Annotated in this window: 19 protein-coding genes; 10 read left to right on the forward strand and 9 right to left on the reverse strand. The window is 71.6% G+C overall.

The annotated features are described in order from the left end of the window. The first annotated feature begins 83 nt into the window (after positions 1-83). Together ACWDN5_RS01605 and ACWDN5_RS01610 are read left to right on the forward strand one after the other, a co-directional pair. A complete protein-coding gene (locus tag ACWDN5_RS01605) occupies positions 84-1,016 on the forward strand; it encodes an ATP-binding cassette domain-containing protein (protein WP_449673844.1) in 933 nt (310 codons plus the stop codon). Next, positions 1,013-1,756, forward strand: a complete 744-nt coding sequence (locus ACWDN5_RS01610) for an ABC transporter permease (RefSeq protein WP_310968328.1) — start codon at positions 1,013-1,015, stop codon at positions 1,754-1,756. Before ACWDN5_RS01605 ends, ACWDN5_RS01610 begins: the two co-directional genes overlap by 4 nt. Here ACWDN5_RS01610 and ACWDN5_RS01615 read toward each other — a convergent pair. Further along, a complete protein-coding gene (locus tag ACWDN5_RS01615; RefSeq protein ID WP_449673845.1) occupies positions 1,740-4,820 on the reverse strand; it encodes a BTAD domain-containing putative transcriptional regulator in 3,081 nt (1,026 codons plus the stop codon). The two genes, ACWDN5_RS01610 and ACWDN5_RS01615, sit on opposite strands and share 17 nt — an antisense overlap. A gap of 99 nt (positions 4,821-4,919) precedes the next feature. Here ACWDN5_RS01615 and ACWDN5_RS01620 point away from each other — a divergent pair, with 99 nt between their 5' ends. Next, on the forward strand, positions 4,920-6,125 hold the full coding sequence (locus ACWDN5_RS01620) for a cytochrome P450 (RefSeq protein ID WP_310968326.1): 1,206 nt from the start codon (positions 4,920-4,922) through the stop codon (positions 6,123-6,125). Here ACWDN5_RS01620 and ACWDN5_RS01625 read toward each other — a convergent pair. The 4 genes from ACWDN5_RS01625 to ACWDN5_RS01640 are packed head-to-tail and all read right to left on the reverse strand — an operon-like array spanning position 6,103 to position 10,013. Next, on the reverse strand, positions 6,103-7,500 hold the full coding sequence (locus ACWDN5_RS01625) for an alpha/beta fold hydrolase (protein ID WP_449673846.1): 1,398 nt from the start codon (positions 7,498-7,500) through the stop codon (positions 6,103-6,105). The genes ACWDN5_RS01620 and ACWDN5_RS01625 overlap by 23 nt on opposite strands. Before the next feature lie 44 nt (positions 7,501-7,544). Next, a complete protein-coding gene (locus ACWDN5_RS01630) occupies positions 7,545-8,672 on the reverse strand; it encodes an SMP-30/gluconolactonase/LRE family protein (RefSeq protein ID WP_449673847.1) in 1,128 nt (375 codons plus the stop codon). Positions 8,673-8,722: 50 nt separating this feature from the next. Beyond that, on the reverse strand, positions 8,723-9,361 hold the full coding sequence (locus ACWDN5_RS01635; protein WP_449673848.1) for a pyridoxine/pyridoxamine 5'-phosphate oxidase: 639 nt from the start codon (positions 9,359-9,361) through the stop codon (positions 8,723-8,725). 1 nt (position 9,362) lies between these two features. Continuing rightward, positions 9,363-10,013: a hypothetical protein gene (locus ACWDN5_RS01640; RefSeq protein ID WP_310968322.1), complete on the reverse strand. Its 651-nt coding sequence runs from the start codon at positions 10,011-10,013 to the stop codon at positions 9,363-9,365. A gap of 82 nt (positions 10,014-10,095) precedes the next feature. Between ACWDN5_RS01640 and ACWDN5_RS01645 the strand changes: the two genes are divergently transcribed. Together ACWDN5_RS01645 and ACWDN5_RS01650 are read left to right on the forward strand one after the other, a co-directional pair. Beyond that, on the forward strand, positions 10,096-10,629 hold the full coding sequence (locus ACWDN5_RS01645; RefSeq protein WP_449673849.1) for a DUF2020 domain-containing protein: 534 nt from the start codon (positions 10,096-10,098) through the stop codon (positions 10,627-10,629). Positions 10,630-10,775: 146 nt separating this feature from the next. Further along, positions 10,776-11,228: a DUF6918 family protein gene (locus ACWDN5_RS01650; RefSeq protein WP_310968320.1), complete on the forward strand. Its 453-nt coding sequence runs from the start codon at positions 10,776-10,778 to the stop codon at positions 11,226-11,228. A 64-nt stretch (positions 11,229-11,292) separates the two neighbouring features. Here ACWDN5_RS01650 and ACWDN5_RS01655 read toward each other — a convergent pair whose 3' ends face one another. Next, a complete protein-coding gene (locus ACWDN5_RS01655) occupies positions 11,293-11,829 on the reverse strand; it encodes a hypothetical protein (protein ID WP_310968319.1) in 537 nt (178 codons plus the stop codon). 90 nt (positions 11,830-11,919) lie between these two features. Here ACWDN5_RS01655 and ACWDN5_RS01660 point away from each other — a divergent pair, with 90 nt between their 5' ends. Further along, positions 11,920-12,438 carry a peptidylprolyl isomerase gene (locus tag ACWDN5_RS01660; protein WP_310968318.1) on the forward strand — a complete coding sequence of 173 codons (519 nt, stop codon included), beginning with the start codon at positions 11,920-11,922 and terminating at the stop codon, positions 12,436-12,438. Between the two features lie 38 nt (positions 12,439-12,476). Beyond that, complete coding sequence (locus ACWDN5_RS01665; RefSeq protein WP_449673850.1) at positions 12,477-13,436, forward strand: rhomboid family intramembrane serine protease; 960 nt, start codon at positions 12,477-12,479, stop codon at positions 13,434-13,436. Here ACWDN5_RS01665 and ACWDN5_RS01670 read toward each other — a convergent pair. Together ACWDN5_RS01670 and crgA are read right to left on the reverse strand one after the other, a co-directional pair. Further along, positions 13,433-13,789 (reverse strand): PH domain-containing protein, encoded by a 357-nt coding sequence (locus tag ACWDN5_RS01670; RefSeq protein WP_449673851.1) that lies wholly within the window; start codon positions 13,787-13,789, stop codon positions 13,433-13,435. The two genes, ACWDN5_RS01665 and ACWDN5_RS01670, sit on opposite strands and share 4 nt — an antisense overlap. A 127-nt stretch (positions 13,790-13,916) precedes the next feature. Further along, positions 13,917-14,183, reverse strand: coding sequence for a cell division protein CrgA (crgA, locus tag ACWDN5_RS01675; RefSeq protein WP_176173814.1), 267 nt, complete (start codon positions 14,181-14,183; stop codon positions 13,917-13,919). 186 nt (positions 14,184-14,369) lie between these two features. On the opposite strand from crgA, the gene ACWDN5_RS01680 reads away from it, so the two are divergent. From ACWDN5_RS01680 to ACWDN5_RS01690, 3 genes are read left to right on the forward strand one after another with little or no spacing between them, the layout of a single operon-like run. Then, positions 14,370-15,452, forward strand: coding sequence for a class E sortase (locus ACWDN5_RS01680; RefSeq protein ID WP_449673852.1), 1,083 nt, complete (start codon positions 14,370-14,372; stop codon positions 15,450-15,452). Continuing rightward, on the forward strand, positions 15,452-15,607 hold the full coding sequence (locus ACWDN5_RS01685; protein WP_310968315.1) for a hypothetical protein: 156 nt from the start codon (positions 15,452-15,454) through the stop codon (positions 15,605-15,607). The genes ACWDN5_RS01680 and ACWDN5_RS01685 overlap by 1 nt, the downstream gene beginning before the upstream one ends. Positions 15,608-15,660: 53 nt before the next feature. Continuing rightward, on the forward strand, positions 15,661-16,164 hold the full coding sequence (locus ACWDN5_RS01690; protein WP_449673853.1) for a protein-tyrosine phosphatase family protein: 504 nt from the start codon (positions 15,661-15,663) through the stop codon (positions 16,162-16,164). A gap of 197 nt (positions 16,165-16,361) precedes the next feature. On the opposite strand, the gene ACWDN5_RS01695 is transcribed toward ACWDN5_RS01690, so the two are convergent. Next, entirely contained in the window at positions 16,362-16,754 is a 393-nt protein-coding gene (locus tag ACWDN5_RS01695; protein WP_310968313.1) for an SCO5389 family protein, read from the reverse strand. Positions 16,755-16,765: the final 11 nt, after the last annotated feature.

Raw genomic sequence — 16,765 nt, forward strand, 5'->3', positions numbered from 1 at the left:
CCGCACCAGCGTGCGGGCCGTTTCCGTATCCGGATCAGGTCCGTGTCAGGTCGGTGTCAGGCCGTCCTTCGACAGTGGTTCCCATGACAGACCTGGCGATCACGGCCTCCGGACTGCGGAAGGCCTACCAAGGCAAAACCGTCCTCGACGGCGTGGACCTCGAAGTCGAGGCCGGCACCATCTTCGCCCTGCTCGGCCCGAACGGCGCCGGCAAGACCACGACCGTCAACGTCCTCACCACGCTCGCGAAGGCCGACGGCGGCACCGCCCGCGTCGCCGGGCACGACCTGGCCACCGAGGCCAAGGCCGTGCGGGCCGCGATCGGCGTCACCGGGCAGTTCGCCGCTGTGGACGAGCTGCTCACCGGGCAGGAAAACCTGCAGCTGATGGTCGACCTCAGCCGAGGCGCCGGCAAGCGGACCGTCAGCGAACTGCTCGAACGCTTCGAACTCACCGAGGCGGCGCACAAACCCGCGTCGACCTACTCCGGGGGTATGCGCCGGAAGCTCGACCTCGCCATGACGCTCGTCGGCCGCCCGCGGATCATCTTCCTCGACGAGCCGACGACCGGTCTGGACCCGCGCAGCCGCCGGACCATGTGGACCATCATCCGCGACCTCGTCGCCGACGGCGTGACCATCTTCCTGACCACCCAGTACCTCGAAGAGGCCGACCAGCTCGCCGACCGCATCGCCGTGCTCGACCAGGGCCGGCTCGTCGCCCAGGGCACCGCCGACGAACTCAAGCGTCGCATTCCCGGCACCCACGTCCGGCTCCGGTTCGCCACCACCGCCGAGCTCGACGCGGCCGCGCGCGTCCTCACCGACGCCACCCGGGACGACGAAGCCCTGGCCCTGCGCGTTCCCAGTGACGGTGGCACGAAATCCCTCCGGTCCCTTTTGGACAGACTCGACGAATACGCGCTCAGCGCCGGAGAACTGTCCGTCCACACGCCCGATCTCGACGACGTCTTCCTCGCCCTGACGGGCCACGCCACGGAGGTTCCCGCGAAATGAACGCCCACTCGATCGTCATGCTGCGCCGCAACTTCAAGCACATCGCCCGGAACCCGATGTCGGTGTTCAACGCGATCCTGATGCCGGTCGTCGTCATGCTGATGTTCGTCTACATGTTCGGCGACGCCTTCAGCGTCGGCGTCAACTACGTCGACTACGCGACGCCCGGGCTGATGCTGCTCGCCGTCTGCTACGGGCTGGGAGCCACCGCCACCGCGGTGAACTCCGACATGACCAAGGGCATCATCAACCGCTTCAAGGTCATGGACGTCTCGCGCGGCGCAGTACTCACTGGCCACGTCGTCGCCAGCGTGCTGACCAACCTGATCGCCATCGCGGCCCTCCTCGGCGTCGCCTTCCTGCTCGGTTTCCGCCCGGCCGCGGGCTTTCTCGACTGGCTCGGCGCGTTCGGCGTCGTCGTCCTGCTCGGCTTCGCGACCGGCTGGCTCACGATCGCGCTGGGCCTGGCGGCGAAATCGCCGGAAACGGCGGGCCTGGCTTCGGTGCCGCTGGTCATGCTCCCGTTCTTCAGCAGCGCCATCGTGCCCGCCGAGAAGATGGGCCCCGGCCTCAAGCAGTTCGCCGAATATCAGCCCTTCACGCCGATCATCGAAACCTTGCGGGGCCTGCTCAACGGGACGCCGGCCACCGGCACCCTGCTCGCCGCGCTCGGCTGGTGCGCCGGGATCGCCGTCGTCGGTTACCTGTGGGCGTCGTCGACCTTCAAGAAGCGAGCGTGACCGCGGCCAGCTCCGGCCAGCTCGCTTCCGTCCCCGCCCGCGTCGCCTCGGTGAACCCCTCGTCACCGAGGCGACGCCGGGCTGTCTCCTCGATCCGGGCCACGTCCGGGTGCGAGCGGTCCGGCAGGCCCCGGACTCGCGCACTCGCTCCCAGCAACCGCGCGGCCTGCTCGTCTTCCCCGGTGCGCAGCGCCAGATCCGCGATTCCGACGAGGGCCCGCGCGATCATCAGCGGATGTCCCGTCCGGGTCGCCGCTTCGAACGCCGCCGCCCGGTGCGCCCGGGATTCGCCGACGTCCTCGGCGAGGTACCCGAGCAGGTCTTCGGCCACCGCGCGGGCGATCGCGCGCTCGGCGTCGTCGCCCAACATCGTCTTGGCGACGTCGAGCTGGCGACGCGCTTGTCCGGTGTCGCCGTTCCAGCGCGCGAGTTCCGCCTTGGCCAGGGCGAGCTCGGCCTGCGCGTTCGGCCAGGCCACTCCCGCCGCGTGCCGCTGGGCCTCAGCCAGCGCAGCGGCGCTCGCCTTTTCGTCGCCCAGCAACCAGTACAGCTGGGCCTGCCGCGCCCGCATCCGCACGACGTCCTCGATGGCGCCGACCTCGGTCACCACGTCGACGGCCTGCTCGTAGTACTCGCACGCTTCCGCGAACTCGCCGCGCACGGTGATGCGGTCCGCCAGCTCGGTGAGGGCGAACGAGGTACCCCACCGTTCGCCGAGCGCGCGGAACTCGGCGACGGCCGTCTCGAGCAGCGTGTCCGCTTCCCGGCCACCGTGCCCGAACTGGACGCGCATCTTGCCCAGCTGCAGCCGGGCCACCGCGCGCACCCACGGGTCCTCGTCGGCGAGCAGCGGCTCGAACGCCGTCAGCGCCGCGTCCGGTCCGTGCAGCAGGCGCTCCAGCGCGGCGGCGAACCGCAGGGCCAGCGGCGGGTTTTCGACCTTCAGGCTGATCTCGTACGCCTTGCGGATCCAGTCCTCCGCCCGGTACTCGTCGCTCTGCTGCCCGGACGTCACGAACTGGACGACGAACGTGAAGACCAGGCCGCGGATCTCGGCCGGCACCTCGCCGGGCACGGCGGTGGCCGCCATGACCAGCTCGTTGCCCTCCGCCCGGTGCCCGGCCAGCCACCAGTACCAGCCGGCGGTCGCCGCGAGCCGCATCGCTTCGGCCGCCTCGCCCGCCGCGAGGGCGCCGCGCATCGCCGCGGTGATGTTCTCGTGCTCCGCCTCGAGCGTGGCCAGCCACGTCAGCTGCTCGGCGCGGCGCAGGTGCGGCTCCGCTGTCTCGGCGAGTTCCGTGAAGTACGCGAGGTGGGCGCGCCGGGCGACATCCGTCTCGCCCGCCTCCGCGAGCCGCTGCCCGGCGTACTCCTTGATCGTGCCGAGCATCCGGTAGCGCTCGCCGACCACGACCACCAGCGACTTCTCGGTCAGCGCGGTCAGCAAGTCCAGGACGTCGTCGTCGCCGCAGACCCGCTCGGCCGCCTCCAGGCTCGCGCCGCCGGAGAACACCGAGAGCCGGCGCAGCACGACGCGTTCGGCGTCGGAGAGCAGCTCCCAGCTCCAGTCGATCACCGCGCGCAGTGTCCGGTGCCGCGGCAGCGCCGTCCGGCTGCCGCCGGTCAGCAGGCGGAACCGGTCGTCGAGCCGGTGCGCGAGCTGGTCGAGCGACATCGTGCGCAGGCGGGCCGCGGCGAGTTCGATGGCCAGCGGCATCCCGTCCAGCGCGCGGCAGACGCGGGCCAGCGTGCGGGCGTCCGCCGTGAGGTCCTTGCGCACCGCGCCCGCCCGGTCCCGCAGCAGCCGGACGGCCGGGGCGGCCTCGATTTCGGCGGCGTCCGCGTCCTCCGCGGGCAGGACCAGGGGCGCGACCTGCCACAACGCCTCCCCGGTGATGCCGAGCGGCTCGCGGCTCGTCGCGAGGATCCGCAGCCGGCGGCACTCGCCGAGCACCCGGTGCGCGAACGCCGCCGCGGCCTCGATGACGTGTTCGCAATTGTCCAGGATCAGCAGCATCGACCGCTCGCGCAGGGCGGCGATGACGCGGTCCGTCGGTTCGGCGTCCGGTGCCTCGCCGACGAGCGCGTCCCGCAGCTTGAGCGCGCCGAGCGTCGCCTGGGCGACGTCGTCGCCGGCGCCGATCCCCGCCAGCTCGACCAGCCACGCGCCGTCCGGCAGGTCGCCGAGCAGCGTGCGCGCGGTTTCCGTGGCCTGCCTGGTCTTCCCGGAACCGCCCGGCCCGATCAGGGTGGTCAGCCGGTGCCCGGCGATGAGCTCCCGGACCGCGGCGACGTCGGTGTCCTTGCCGACGTAGCTGGTCAGCTCGGCCCGCAGGTTCGTCTTCGGGCTCTCTTCCCGACGGCCGAGCTCGCCGCGCAGCAGGGCGACATGCACTTCGGACAGCTCCGGCGACGGGTCGACGCCGAGGGTGTCGGCCAGGGTTTCCCGCGTGCGCTCGTACGCGAGCAGCGCCTCGGTGTCGCGGCCGCTCGCGACGAGGGCCCGCATCAACGCGGCGACCAGCCGTTCCCGCATCGGGTTCGCGGCCACCAGGTCGGTCAGCTCGGTGACGAGCTCCGGGCCGACCTCGCCGTCGAACCGGTCCTCCAGTGCGGCTAGGCGCAGCCCTTCGAGCCGGGTGACGGCGGCGCCGAAGGCCGCGCTTTCCGGCAGCTCGACGTCCTGCATGGCCGGACCGCGCCAGAGGGCGAGTGCCTCGCGCAGCCGCCGCGGGTCCGTGTGGGCTTGGCCGAAGAGCCGTTCGAACCGCACGGCGTCGACATCGTCCGGGGCCACCACCAGCCGGTAGCCGGTCGGCCTGCTGTCGACCGCCCCCTCCGGCAGCGCCTTCCGCAGCCGGGAAACCAGGCGCTGCAACGCGTTCGGCGCCTCGGCGGGCGGCTGCTCGCCCCAGATCCAGTCGACGAGCGTCGCCTTCGGGACCACCTGGCCCGGCTCGAGCGCGAGGGCGACCAGCAGCCCCCGCAGGCGGGCGCCCGGCACCTCGGCGAGCGCGCCGTCGTCCGTGCGCACTTCGAAGGGCCCCAGGATCCCGATCTGCACCCGGCCGATCTTGCCACGAACGCCGGTGTCCGAAGCGTGTCAGGCCCGTGTCAGCCCGCTCGGCGATCGTCGTCGGTACCCACCGCGAAAGGAAACCCGATGAGCCAGCACGGACTCCCCATGGACCGCGACGCCGGCCCCTTCGATCCGCCGAGCGCGCTCACCCGGCTGCGCGACACGCGCCCGGTCAGCCCGCTGGTGTTCCCCGACGGGCACGAGGGCTGGCTCGTCACCGGCTACGAAGAGGTCCGGCAGATGATGGCCGACACGCGGTTCAGCTCCCGGCTGGACCTCGACGTCATCCACGTGCCGTACGAGACCGGCATGCCCGCCGCCACCGAGCCGTCGCCGCAGCTGCCGGGCATGTTCATCGCGATGGACCCGCCGGACCACAGCCGGCTGCGCCGCAAGCTCACCGGCGCCTTCACCGTCAAGCGGATGAAGCAGCTGGAGGAGCACATCGCCGACGTCGTCGAGCGCCAGCTGGACCACCTGGCGAAGCTGGCCCCGCCGGTCGACCTGGTCAAGGAGTTCGCGCTCCCGGTGCCGTCGCTGGTGATCTGCGAACTGCTCGGCGTGCCCTACGCGGACCGCGAGACGTTCCAGGCCAACTCCGCGCAATTCATGGTTCGCGAGCAGACGCTCGAGGAGAAGATGGGCGCGTACATCGCGCTGAACACCTACCTCTCCGAGCTGGTCACGAGCAAGCGCGCGGAGCCGGGCGAGGACATCCTGTCGGATCTGGCCCGCCACGACGACCTGACCATCGAAGAACTGACGGGCGCGGCGTTCCTGCTGCTCCTCGCGGGCCACGAGACGACGGCCAACATGCTGTCCCTGGGCACGTTCGCGCTGCTGGAACACCCCGGGCAGCGCGCCGAACTGAGCGCCGACGCGGACCTGCTGCCCGGCGCCGTGGAGGAACTGCTGCGCTACCTGTCGGTGGCCGACATCTTCTTCCGCTACGCCACCGAGGACCTCGAGCTGGGCGGCGAAACGATCACCAAGGGCTCGACGGTCGTGGTCTCGCTCCTGGCCGCCAACCACGACCCCCGCCGCTTCGAAAACCCGGACACGCTCGACATCCACCGCAACGCCCGCGGCCTCCTGTCCTTCGGCCACGGCGTGCACCAGTGCCTCGGCCAGCAGCTGGCCCGCATCGAGATGCGCGCGGGCTTCGAGGGGTTGCTGCGCCGCTTCCCGACGTTGGCGCTGGCTGTCCCGGCCGAGGAGGTGAAGCTGCGCACGGACATGAACATCTACGGCGTCCACGAGCTGCCGGTCACGTGGACCGCAGGAAGCTGAGCACCGCGTCCCTCCCCGCGTGGCCGCGCTCGCGGTTCTGGATCGAATGCGACTCGCCCGGCACGATCACCAGGCGGCCGTGCGGGGCCTGGGCCGCTTCCTCGCGGGCCCACTCCAACGGCGTCGACAGGTCGCGGTCGCCGTTGAGCAGCAGGACCGGGACGTCCGGGAGCCGCGAAGCCGGGTTCGAGCCCGGGTGTTCCGCCGGCCACGGCAAACAACTCTGGATGAACCCCTGCTGCGTCGCCACTCCGGTCGTGTACGGCCAGGTTGCCGACTCCGGGAGCGCGTGGGAAGCCAGTGAAAGCAACGGGCGGCGGAGCGCGAGCGGGGTCGCCGCCGAGCCCCACGGGAAGCGGCCGTCCGCGCACAGCGTGGCCGCGTGGAGGCCCGCGCTGAACGCTGCCGGGTCGTCGCCGCCGGACTTGTACGCCTCCAGCAGGCCGTCCAAGCGCGCCGGGTCGCCGCCGCGCGCTTCGTGCAGGGCGCCGATGATGTCGCCCGCCGCCGGGTTGCGGTAGGACGGGTCCGCGAACTCGTACGACACCACCGTGTCGAAGATCCTTACGCCGTCCGCCGTGCTTCGGTGGCGGACCACCCACGCCAGGTCCTCGGCCGGGTCGTAGCCGCAGGCCGGGGCCACCGCGCACGCCTCGCGCAGCACGCGTGCCTCCGCCGTCATGCCCGTCAGGTACAGCGACGCCGAGGCGGAGGCGTGGTGTGGCAGCACCGAATCGAGGATGACCTTGCTGACGTGGTCCGGGTGCGCGATCGCGTACCGCGCCGCCGTGAAAGAGCCGTACGAGACGCCGTCGACGACCAGCTTCGGCACGCCCAGTGCCTGCCGGAGCTGGTCGAAGTCCGCCACGCTCTGGTCGGTCGAATACAGCGGTGCCGTGTCGCCGAGGATGCGCGCGCACTCCCGCACCGCGCCGGCCGACGGCGTTGCGATGTCCGAACTGCCCATCTCCGCCTGGAGGCCGGGACACCGCAGCGCGCCCGACGGCCCGGTGCCGCGCTGGTCGAGCATGACGATCCGGTAGTCCCGCGCGACTTCCGGCAGCCGCTGCTGCGCGATCCGCGTGATGGTCCCGACGCCGCCCTGGCCGGGGCCGCCGGTGAGGAACAGCAGGACCCCCTTGGGCGCGTCCGCGTTGTCCGCGGTCGCCACGGGCAGGTCGAGCGTGCCCGGCACCCGGCCGGTGTGGTCGAGCGGGACGGTCAGGGTCGAGCACGTGAAACCCGGCTGGCCCGGGCACGGGTGCGGATCCGTCAGCTTCGGTCGTCCCCCAGGACGCGCGTCGGCCGCGGCCACACCCCCGAGTGCGGCGGTCAGCGCCAGGACCAGCCCGGCGGTCAGCATCTTCGAGCGCATGCCTGCATCATGCGCACACCGGCGCGGAACCCGCATACCCCCGATCAGGGCTTGACGCAGGAGACCTTCGCCCGCACCGCACCCGCGGGAGCGGCCTCGCCCGCGGTGTTCGGGGCGTTGTCGCGGCGGTTGCCGTCGGACTGCGTGACGCACAGGCGGCCGTCCGGCAGCAGCACCGGGCTGGTCGGGAACTCCAGCGGCCCGCCGTTGCGCAGCTTCGACGTCGCGTCGGCGGGGTTGCGGAAGTACTCCACCACGCGGCCGTCGCGGCGGGCCAGGACGATCGCGTTGCGCTCGTTCACCGCTGTCCAGACGCCGCCCGCGCGGTCGAGGACGATGCCGTCGGCGCCTTCGAGGTACGGGTGCTGCACGTCGACGTGGTCCAGGCACAACGTGTCCGGCGGAAAAGCGGTGTCGCAGCCGGTCGCGGCGCGCGGGCGGCCCGTGCGGTCCATCGGCACGCGCCAGAGCGCACCCCGGGCCGTGTCCGCGACCAGCAGTGTGCCGTCCGCGGTGAAGGCGAGGCCGTTCGCGACGATGTGCTGGGAGCCCGCGGTGTCCGCCGCCGTCCGGCCGTTCGGCGTGATCGTCACCGTCCCCGGCGGCAGGCCGCGCACGTCCCGGCCGACCCCGCCGGGGATCACGTCGCTGACCATCGGCTGCACCCGGAACTGCTCGGCGGCCACGCCGTCCGCGCCCGCGCGCCAGACCCGGCCCTGCCCGGTGCCGCCGTCGGAGATCCACAACGCACCCGAGGCGTCGAAGGCCAGGCCGTTCGCGCCGGGGACACCCGCGGTGAACACCGTCGCGGACGGCGGGTTCGCCGCGTCCGGCACGAACGACACCACGGTGTCGCCGTTCGCCACGTACAGCCGGCCACGGCGGTCGAACGCGAGCCCGGCGGGGTTGCACGGTCCCGGGATCGTGCCGACGACGGCCGCGGGACCGCCGGCCGCGGCGACCCGGTGGACCGGGCAGGGATCGGCACCGCGCGCCGGCGTGTAGAGGTTGCCCCGCCCGTCGGTGGTCAGGCCCTCCAGGCCGAGCGGCGACGCGAACACCGTCTCGAAGACGGCGGGGTGCCGCGGTGGGGCGGCTTCACCCGCGGAAGCGCCGGACAGCAACCCGGCGGACAGGGCGGCGGTGGCGGCGAGGACGACGGTCCGGCGCATCGGAACCTCCGTTTTGTCGGATTCCTCCCTACGCCGCCGCGCCCGGCCCGTCAAGGCCAGAGACGCTCGCGGACCCAGCCGCCGCCGGACTTCCGGTACCGCAGCCGCACGTGCCGGCGGTCGTGACTGGCCTGCCAGAACTCGACCTCGTCCGGGTCCACCAGGTACCGCGTCCAGGTCTCCGGGGCCACGCCCGGGTTCTCCTCGACCCAGCGTTCGGCCTCGGCGGCCGCCGTGTCGAGGTCCGCCGGGTCGGGCAGCACCTGCGACTGGTGCCCGATGAACGCCTCGACGCGGGACGCCGGCGGCCGGGCCAGGAAGTCCGCCGCGGACACCTCGGGCGCGGCGGGGGAGACCGGGCCGCGCAGCCGGACCTGGCGGCCGCGGCCGGGCCAGAAGAACGTCAACGCCGCGCGCGGGTCCTTGCGCAGCTGCTGGCCCTTCGGGCTTTCCGAGCTGGTCGCGACCGCCCAGCCGCCGGGGCCGACGTCCTTGAGGATGACCACCCGGGCGTCCGGCGCGCCGTCGGCATCCACAGTGGACAGCGTGACGGCGTGCGGCGCCAGCACGTGCTCGCCGGCCTCGGTCAGCCACTCGAGGAACAACGCCTGAGGGTCCGGTGGCGCCGTCTCCGGCGTGAACCCGGGAAGTTCTTCGGGGAACGACGGCCAGCCGCGCAACTGCACCATGTCAGTAACCGTACGGACCCTGCTGGGGAGCGTGCCCCGGCGGTGGGTAGACCGGCGGCTGCGGACCGGCCGGGCCGGCGTACGGCGGAGGCGGCACCTGCGGTGCCGGCGGGGGCATCGGGTGCTGCGGTTGTTGCTGGGCCTGCTGCCACTGCAGCTGCTGGTAGACCTCGGCGGGCTGCGGGAAGCAGTACGTCAGCTTGGCGTTGACCGAACCCTGGACCGCGGCGCCCCAGAACTTGCCGCCGACGAACGCGTACATCTGCCCGGCCGAGAGGTCCACCGCGACCATCCGCGTCTCGCCGCCGAACTGGTTGCCCGACTTCGCCGACGCGGCCTGCGCGGCGTCCGGGTACACGCGGCCGCCGACCAGCCCGGCGATGACGACGGACGCCGCCGTCCAGCCCATGGTGCCGACCAGGTTCGCGCGGGCGTGCTGGGTGGCGCGGCCGGTGAAGTCGTACAGCGCGGCCGCGCTGACCTCGGGAACGGCCGCGGCGACCACGCAGTAGTTCATCGTCGAGAGCATCACCGACTCGGTGAACAGCCCGACGACGGCCGTGGCCGGGCCGATCTGCACGGTGTTCAGCCGGCCGCCGGCCCGCTGGATGCGCTCGGCCATCGCGCCGAGGTACTGCTCCGGGGTGAGCACCGGGCCATCGTCGCACGGCCGGGCGTCAGGCCGTCGTCAGCCAGCGGTTTTCACACATGCTTCGTGGTTGACTGTCGGCGCTATGCGACGACTCGTACTTCTCGCGCCCGCCGTGGCCCTGCTGGCCGGCTGTAGCGCCACCATCGTGACCGGCACCGCGACGCCCAGCACGCCGACGGCGGCCGCGAACTCGAGCAACGCCGGCGGCCTGCCCCCGGACCCCGAACCGGGCGCGACGGAGGACTGCCCGTACCTCGGCAGCGAGTTCGTGGCCGAGTCGAACGGCCAGCACGTCTCGAAGGTGCGCGTGTCCGCCGACCAGCCGCACCCGGCGTGCTTCTTCTATCGCCCGGACGGGAAGGTCCAGCTCACCGTCCGGGTGTACGTCGGGGACGCGAAGACGGCGACGGCGCTGGTCAACAAGGCGGCGCCGGTCGACTCGTCCAACCCGGCGAGCGACCCGTCCGGCTGGAAGGGGGGCTATTTGTCCACCGACGACGGCGCCGTCTACGCGGTCGCGAAGGGGTCCGCGGCGGTCATCGCGTCGACCAATCAGAAGCAGAGCGTGAAGGCACGCACAGTGGTCAAGAAGACTATCTCCGCCCTGAAGCTCTAGGTAGCGACCTCCACACGGGTGAGTGATGTTGATCTTGTATTACCCTGTGCGTCACGCGCAGGCTTCGTGGACTCGCGCACCGCAGCCACCGGGGACCCCCACCCCGGGGCGGGGCACCAACTCTGCAAGGACAAAGGACAAGATTCGTGGCTGACACCCTCAAGGAAATCCTGCTCGACTCCAGCCGTCGCCCGGCTGTCGTTTCCGACTTCGAGACCCTCGTGGACGCCGAGGTCTCGGACAAGGGCGGCGTTTCGGGTGCCGTCGTCAAGACCGGCTTCGCCGCGGTCAAGAAGATCAAGCCGGGCATCATCCCCTCGGCCGTCGACACGCTGCTGCCGGACTTCGCCACCGCGCTCGAGCCGTTCTACGGCGACTACCGCGCCAAGGGCGGCAACGACTTCGGCGCCTACCTGACCAGCCGCTCGGACGAGGCTTCCGACGCGCTGCTGAGCGTCACCGACTCGCGTGCGGAGAAGAGCAGCCGCGACAGCATCAAGAAGGTCTACTCGAAGCTGCGCCCGAACGGCAAGAAGAACGTCGAAGAGGCGCTGCCGCGTCTCGGCCAGCTGATCGACAAGCACGCCGCTGCCGTCTGATCGGTTCCCAGGCACGACTGAAGAGGCCCCCGGCTGCACCCCCGGGGGCCTCTTCGCGTCTGGTTCAGTTCTTCTTCTCGGCGGGCGCCGCGGACGGCGCCTTGCCGTTCGCCTGCGGGGCCGGCTTCGCCGCTTCGGCGGGCTTCGGCGCAGGCGGGGTGGCCTTCGGCGGCGCGGGCGCGACCGGCGGCTCCTGCTTCGAGCGCAGGGCGTAGGCGGCACCGGCGCCGACCACGACCAGGCCCAGCAGCCACGGCCACTTGCGGCGGCTGCGGGTGCCCTTGGCGGCCGACTTGGCCTCGGACAGAGCGGCGTAGAAGTCCTTCTTCGCCGCCTTGAAGTCCTTCTTGCCGCGGCGCTTCGACTCGCCGGCCGCCTTCGCGGCCTTGATGGCGGCCTTCTTCGCCTTGCGACCCGGCTTGCGCAGCTCGGACAGGCGCGCGAGCGCCTCCTGGCGAGCGGCCTTCGAGCTCTTCTTGAGCTCCTTGCGGGTCAGTTCCGTCTTCTTCGCGAGCTTCTTCTGCGCGCGCCGCCCCTGCTTGACACCCTCGGTGACGAGTTTGTCGGCGGTCTCGACGGCCTGGGCTGTCGCCCGGGACATGGGCTTCACCTCATCATTCGTTTTGACACTGCTCTGTTACCCGTAACCTATCGTGCCCCTTTTCCGCGCCGCCCGCCCGCAGATGGCACGATGGCTCCCGTGAAAGCTACGCTGCACACCAACCAGGGTGACATCCACCTCAACCTGCTCCCCGACCACGCGCCGAAGACGGTCGCGAACTTCGTCGGGCTGGCGGAAGGCACCAAGGAGTACACCCAGCCCAACGCGGCGGGCACGAACTCCGGGCCCTTCTACGACGGTTCGATCTTCCACCGGGTGATCGACGGCTTCATGCTGCAGGGCGGCGACCCGACCGGCACCGGCCGCGGCGGCCCCGGCTACAAGTTCGGCGACGAATTCCACCCGGAGCTGCAGTTCAGCAAGCCGTACCTGCTGGCCATGGCCAACGCCGGGCCCGGCACGAACGGCTCGCAGTTCTTCATCACCGTCGCGCCGACCACCCACCTGAACTTCCGCCACACGATCTTCGGCGAGGTGGCCGACCAGGAGTCGCGCAACGTCGTCGACGCGATCGCCCGGACGGCGACCGGCCCGGCGGACCGCCCGCTGACCGACATCGTGATCGAAAAGGTCAGCATCGAGCACTGACGGTTTCTTCGCGGCGGTTTCGGTAGGTTGGTGACATCGTGAACCAACCGCCGAACCCCGCCGCCGAACAAGCCGCGCTGCCCGGGTGCTGGTGGCACCCCAACCGCCCGACCGGACTGAGCTGTTCCCGGTGCGGGCGTCCGGCGTGCCCGGATTGCCTCCGCGAAGCCCCCGTCGGCTTCCAGTGCACCGACTGCGTCCACACCGGCAACCAGCAGCAGCGCCGTCAGCACCGCGGCTACCAGGAGGCCGGGTTCGGCCAGCGCACCGTCTTCGGCGCGCGGCTTTCGCAGTCGGTGCTCGTCACCCAGGTCATCCTCGCGGTGAACGTCCTGGTCTTCCTGGCCACGGTGGTCCAGGCGAAGAGCCTCGACGACAACGACCTGTCGTCGCTCTTCCAGCACGGCGCCCTCTACGGCGACGCGACCATGGGCCACGGCGAGTGGTGGCGCGTCCTGACCAACGGGTTCCTGCACTACGGGCCGATCCACATCGCGGTCAACATGTTCTCGCTGTGGATGATGGGCCGGTCGCTCGAGCAGGTGACCGGCCGCGGCCGCTACCTCGCGCTTTACTTCGTTTCCATGCTCGGCGCGTCCACGGCGGTGCTGCTGTTCGGCGACCCGGCCGGCTTCCCCGGCACGGCGGGCGCGTCCGGCGCGCTGTTCGGCCTGATGGGCGCGTACGGCGTCACGGTGGTGAAGCTGCGCCTGAACCCCACGGGCCTGATCATCACGCTCGCGCTGAACGCGTTCATCACCTTCGGCATCCCGGGCATCTCGATCTTCGGGCACCTCGGCGGGCTGGTGACCGGCGCGCTGGTCACCGTCGCGCTGCTCTACGCGCCGCAGGTCAAGCAGGCGCAGTGGCAGGCGATCGGCATCGGGATCATCGTCGTCGCGCTGCTCGGCCTGCTGGTCTACCGCGGTGCGCAGGCGGCCCCCACGACCTGTGACTTCGTCCAATACCGCGAGGGCCTCTACTACACCTGCCGTTAGCTGCGCAGCGTGCTGAGGACGTCCAGGACGTCCCGCGGGTCTTCGCCGAGGTCGAGCCACCCGAAGACGTACAGCTGCTCGTCGTGCTCGACTTCGAGCGTGACACCGTCGCGGCCCATCCGCCGGGTGGTGCGGAGCCGGGTGCGCGTCTGCGCCCACGGCAGCCGGTGCGTGCCGCCGAGCGTCCGGGCCACCAGGCCTTCGGCGTCGGCGGCCAGCCGGGGCCGGACCAGGGTGGCGTGCGCGGCGAACGCGCCGACGGCGACGGCCGCCAGCGCGAACAGCACCAGCCCGCCGCGGTCGCCCGTCAGCGCGTCGGTCACCACGCCGGCCAGCAGCAAGGCGGTGACCACCCAGGCCGATACCACAACGGCCTGACGGGGCGCCCAGGAGGTGGGGTAGTTATCCACAGGGGTTATCCACACTGGGGATGAGTCACACCGCTGTAATTCGACGTCAAGCCGCCGATCGGAGTAATAATCAGCGCCAGCGCATGGTCATGAGCAGACCCGCGATCATCAGCGCGAACCCGCCGGCGAAGTTCCAGTTGCCCAGGTCGGCCATCCAGGAGATCTTGTCCCCGGCGATGTAGTTGACCAGCAGCCAGACCAGGCCCAGGATCATCAACCCGAACATCGGGATCTTCCAGGCGAGGCCGGTGGGGCCGGCGGCCCGCACCTTCACCGGCGTGCGCCGGTCGGCGGGCGGGGTGTACGCCGTCTTCTTGCGGACCTTGGACTTGGGCATCGTGTGTTCCTCGCGGTGCTCTTCGGGCTCGTCTGGTGGCGACGTCCCGCTGAGGGTGCGCAACCGGCGCCACGTGCACACGTTAACGTAAACGACCGCAGGAAAGCAGCGGCCAGGAGTGGTCGGATTTCCCGGACCGTGACAACGGCGTCACCCAGGGTTCGACGCGGCTTGAGAGGAGCTTGCGTGGCTACGCGCGAAGGACCGGACGACGACCGGCGCAGACACCCCGGACACGGTCAACCCACGCCCCAACGCCGTCCCGCCACGCCGCCGCGCGGCCAGGTGCCGCCCCGGCCGCCCCAGCGCGGTCCCCAAGGCCAGCCGCCCCGGCGGCCGCAGGGCCCGCCGCCCCGCCGCTACACCAGCCCGCCCCCGCCGCCCGGCGCCAACGACGAGACGATCGTCTTCGCCCCGGTTGGGAAGGGCGGCGCCGCGACCAAGGAGAAGCCCGCCGCGGCCCCGCTCGGCAAGGGTGGCGTCGCGATCCGGACCGCCGGCGAAGTCCTCATCACGCTGGGCCTGGTCGTGCTGCTGTTCATGGTCTACGAGCTGTACGTGACCGACCTGTTCTCGGCGGGCAAGCAGTCCGAGGCGAGCGACCAGCTCGACGGCGAGTGGGCGCACGACCGCACGTTGCACCCCGAGCTGATCGACGGCAAGGCGTTCGCCCGCATCCACATCCCCAGCTTCGGCGTCGACTACAACTTCACCATCCAGGAGGGCACCGACGACGCCGCCCTCGAAGTCGGCCCCGGCCACTACAAGGGCACGGCGCTGCCCGGCGAGCCCGGCAACTTCGCCGTGGCCGGCCACCGCGTCGGCAAGGGCGCCCCGTTCAACGACCTGGACAACCTCTCCTCCTGTGACCAGATCGTGATCGAGACCTCCACCGACTTCTACATCTACAAGGTCCTGCCCTACGACGACGAGATGAAGGACTGGGCCGGCGGCAAGGGCGCCGACCCCAAGTGCAAGGGCGTCTCGACCCTGCGCGACGGAGGTGCCGAAGACGGCGGCGCGTACAGCGAGACGTTCGGCCGCAAGGTCGTGCTGCCCAGCCAGGGCACCGCGGTGAACCCGGTGCCGTACAAGGGCGCCGACGTGCTCCCGAAGGCCCAGCAGGCCGCGCTCCTCACGCTCACCACCTGCCACCCCCAGTTCTCCGCCCGCGAGCGGCTCATCATCACCTCGGTGCTGACCCAGCAGGTGCCGAAGAACCAGGTCAAGGACTACGGCGACCTGCTCTCGAAGATCGGGGAGGCCTGATGTACGCCTGGATCTGGCGGAAGCTGCCGGGCCCGTTCGCGGCGAAGCTGACGCTCGCGGTCGTGCTGGTGCTCGGCGTGATCGCGCTGCTGATGTTCGTGGTGTTCCCGTGGCTGGAGCCGCGGCTGTGGTTCAACGAGGTCGCGGTCAACTGAGCCGGAACCCGCCGGGCGGGCGATCCGTTGCCCTTCTCGGGAGAGGGGCCGCGATGAGGACACGTCAGAAGGACCGCCACAACCCGCCGCCGGAAGACTTGTGGAACGAGGTCGGGCCGCGGCTGTGGATGGGCGGGCACATCCGGGTCGGCGCCGACGGCGAGGAGCCGGTCGTCGTCCGGCGCGAGTTCGACCTCGTGCTGAGCCTGTACCAGCGCGAGGGCCACGGACCGGCGCCCGGCATCGAACACCACTTCGCCGAGATGCCGGACGGGCCGCTGACCGAGGCGCAGCTCGCCGACGTCGAACGGTTCGCGGCACTGGCGGCCGAGGCGGTCCGCGCCGGCCGGCTGACGCTGGTGCGCTGCCACGCCGGGCTCAACCGGTCCGGGCTGGTCGTCGCCCAGGCGCTCGTCGAGCTCGGTCTCGGGGTCCCGGCGGCGATCGAGCGGGTCCGGCAGCGGCGCTCGCCGTCGGCGTTGAGCAACCGGCTCTTCGTGCAGTACCTCGAGAGCGGGCTGCCGACCGCGCGCCTGCTCGCCGGGCTGGACGCTTGAGGTTCGGCGTCTGGTCGCCGAGCACCACTTCCTGCCCTACGGTGTCTGCCCGTCCGCGATCACCCTCGCCGCGCACGTGCCCTGCCGGGCTGGGTCGGCGACGCGGCCCACTGCGTCCGGACGCTGGAAACTCCGGCGCACCCGCGTCTCCCACGTGCTGATGCTCGGGGAAGCGCCGGATACGCCGGAGGGCGCCTCTAGCAGTCCCGCAGTTCCGGGCTCTGGTTGAGCAGCTGGCCGCGCGGGGAGACGAACGCGCGGTAGCGGGCACCGTCCACTTCGGACTGGCGGAACACGGCGACCCGGTGGCAGTTCTGGAACGCCAGCTTGACGCCGAAGTGGCGCTCGAGGCCGCCGCGGATGGCGTCGGAGGCCAGGGCGCGCAGCAGCTGCCCGCGGGCGGCCTCGCTCGGCGGCGGTGTCTCGTTGTCGGCGAAACCGTCCGCCGCGCCCTCGGCGTCGGCGATGACGCCGGTGATGACCTCCCAGGCGTACGGCAGGGATTCCTTGACGCAGGTGACGAACTCGGCGTCGGTGACCTCCCCGCGCTCGGCCTTCTCCAGCAACGCGGGTGACACGTCCAGGGACATCGAACCTCCAG

The organism is Amycolatopsis sp. NPDC003731, from assembly GCF_053586895.1.

Coding starts and splice junctions, on each gene's coding strand:
- ACWDN5_RS01620 (WP_310968326.1), top strand. CDS start 4,920: ATGAGCCAGCACGGACTCCCCATGGACCGCGACGCCGGCCCCTTCGAT.
- ACWDN5_RS01605 (WP_449673844.1), top strand. CDS start 84: ATGACAGACCTGGCGATCACGGCCTCCGGACTGCGGAAGGCCTACCAA.
- crgA (WP_176173814.1), bottom strand. CDS start 14,183: ATGCCCAAGTCCAAGGTCCGCAAGAAGACGGCGTACACCCCGCCCGCC.
- ACWDN5_RS01685 (WP_310968315.1), top strand. CDS start 15,452: ATGTACGCCTGGATCTGGCGGAAGCTGCCGGGCCCGTTCGCGGCGAAG.
- ACWDN5_RS01610 (WP_310968328.1), top strand. CDS start 1,013: ATGAACGCCCACTCGATCGTCATGCTGCGCCGCAACTTCAAGCACATC.
- ACWDN5_RS01625 (WP_449673846.1), bottom strand. CDS start 7,500: ATGCGCTCGAAGATGCTGACCGCCGGGCTGGTCCTGGCGCTGACCGCC.
- ACWDN5_RS01660 (WP_310968318.1), top strand. CDS start 11,920: ATGGCTCCCGTGAAAGCTACGCTGCACACCAACCAGGGTGACATCCAC.
- ACWDN5_RS01695 (WP_310968313.1), bottom strand. CDS start 16,754: ATGTCCCTGGACGTGTCACCCGCGTTGCTGGAGAAGGCCGAGCGCGGG.
- ACWDN5_RS01690 (WP_449673853.1), top strand. CDS start 15,661: ATGAGGACACGTCAGAAGGACCGCCACAACCCGCCGCCGGAAGACTTG.
- ACWDN5_RS01630 (WP_449673847.1), bottom strand. CDS start 8,672: ATGCGCCGGACCGTCGTCCTCGCCGCCACCGCCGCCCTGTCCGCCGGG.
- ACWDN5_RS01655 (WP_310968319.1), bottom strand. CDS start 11,829: ATGTCCCGGGCGACAGCCCAGGCCGTCGAGACCGCCGACAAACTCGTC.
- ACWDN5_RS01635 (WP_449673848.1), bottom strand. CDS start 9,361: ATGGTGCAGTTGCGCGGCTGGCCGTCGTTCCCCGAAGAACTTCCCGGG.
- ACWDN5_RS01645 (WP_449673849.1), top strand. CDS start 10,096: ATGCGACGACTCGTACTTCTCGCGCCCGCCGTGGCCCTGCTGGCCGGC.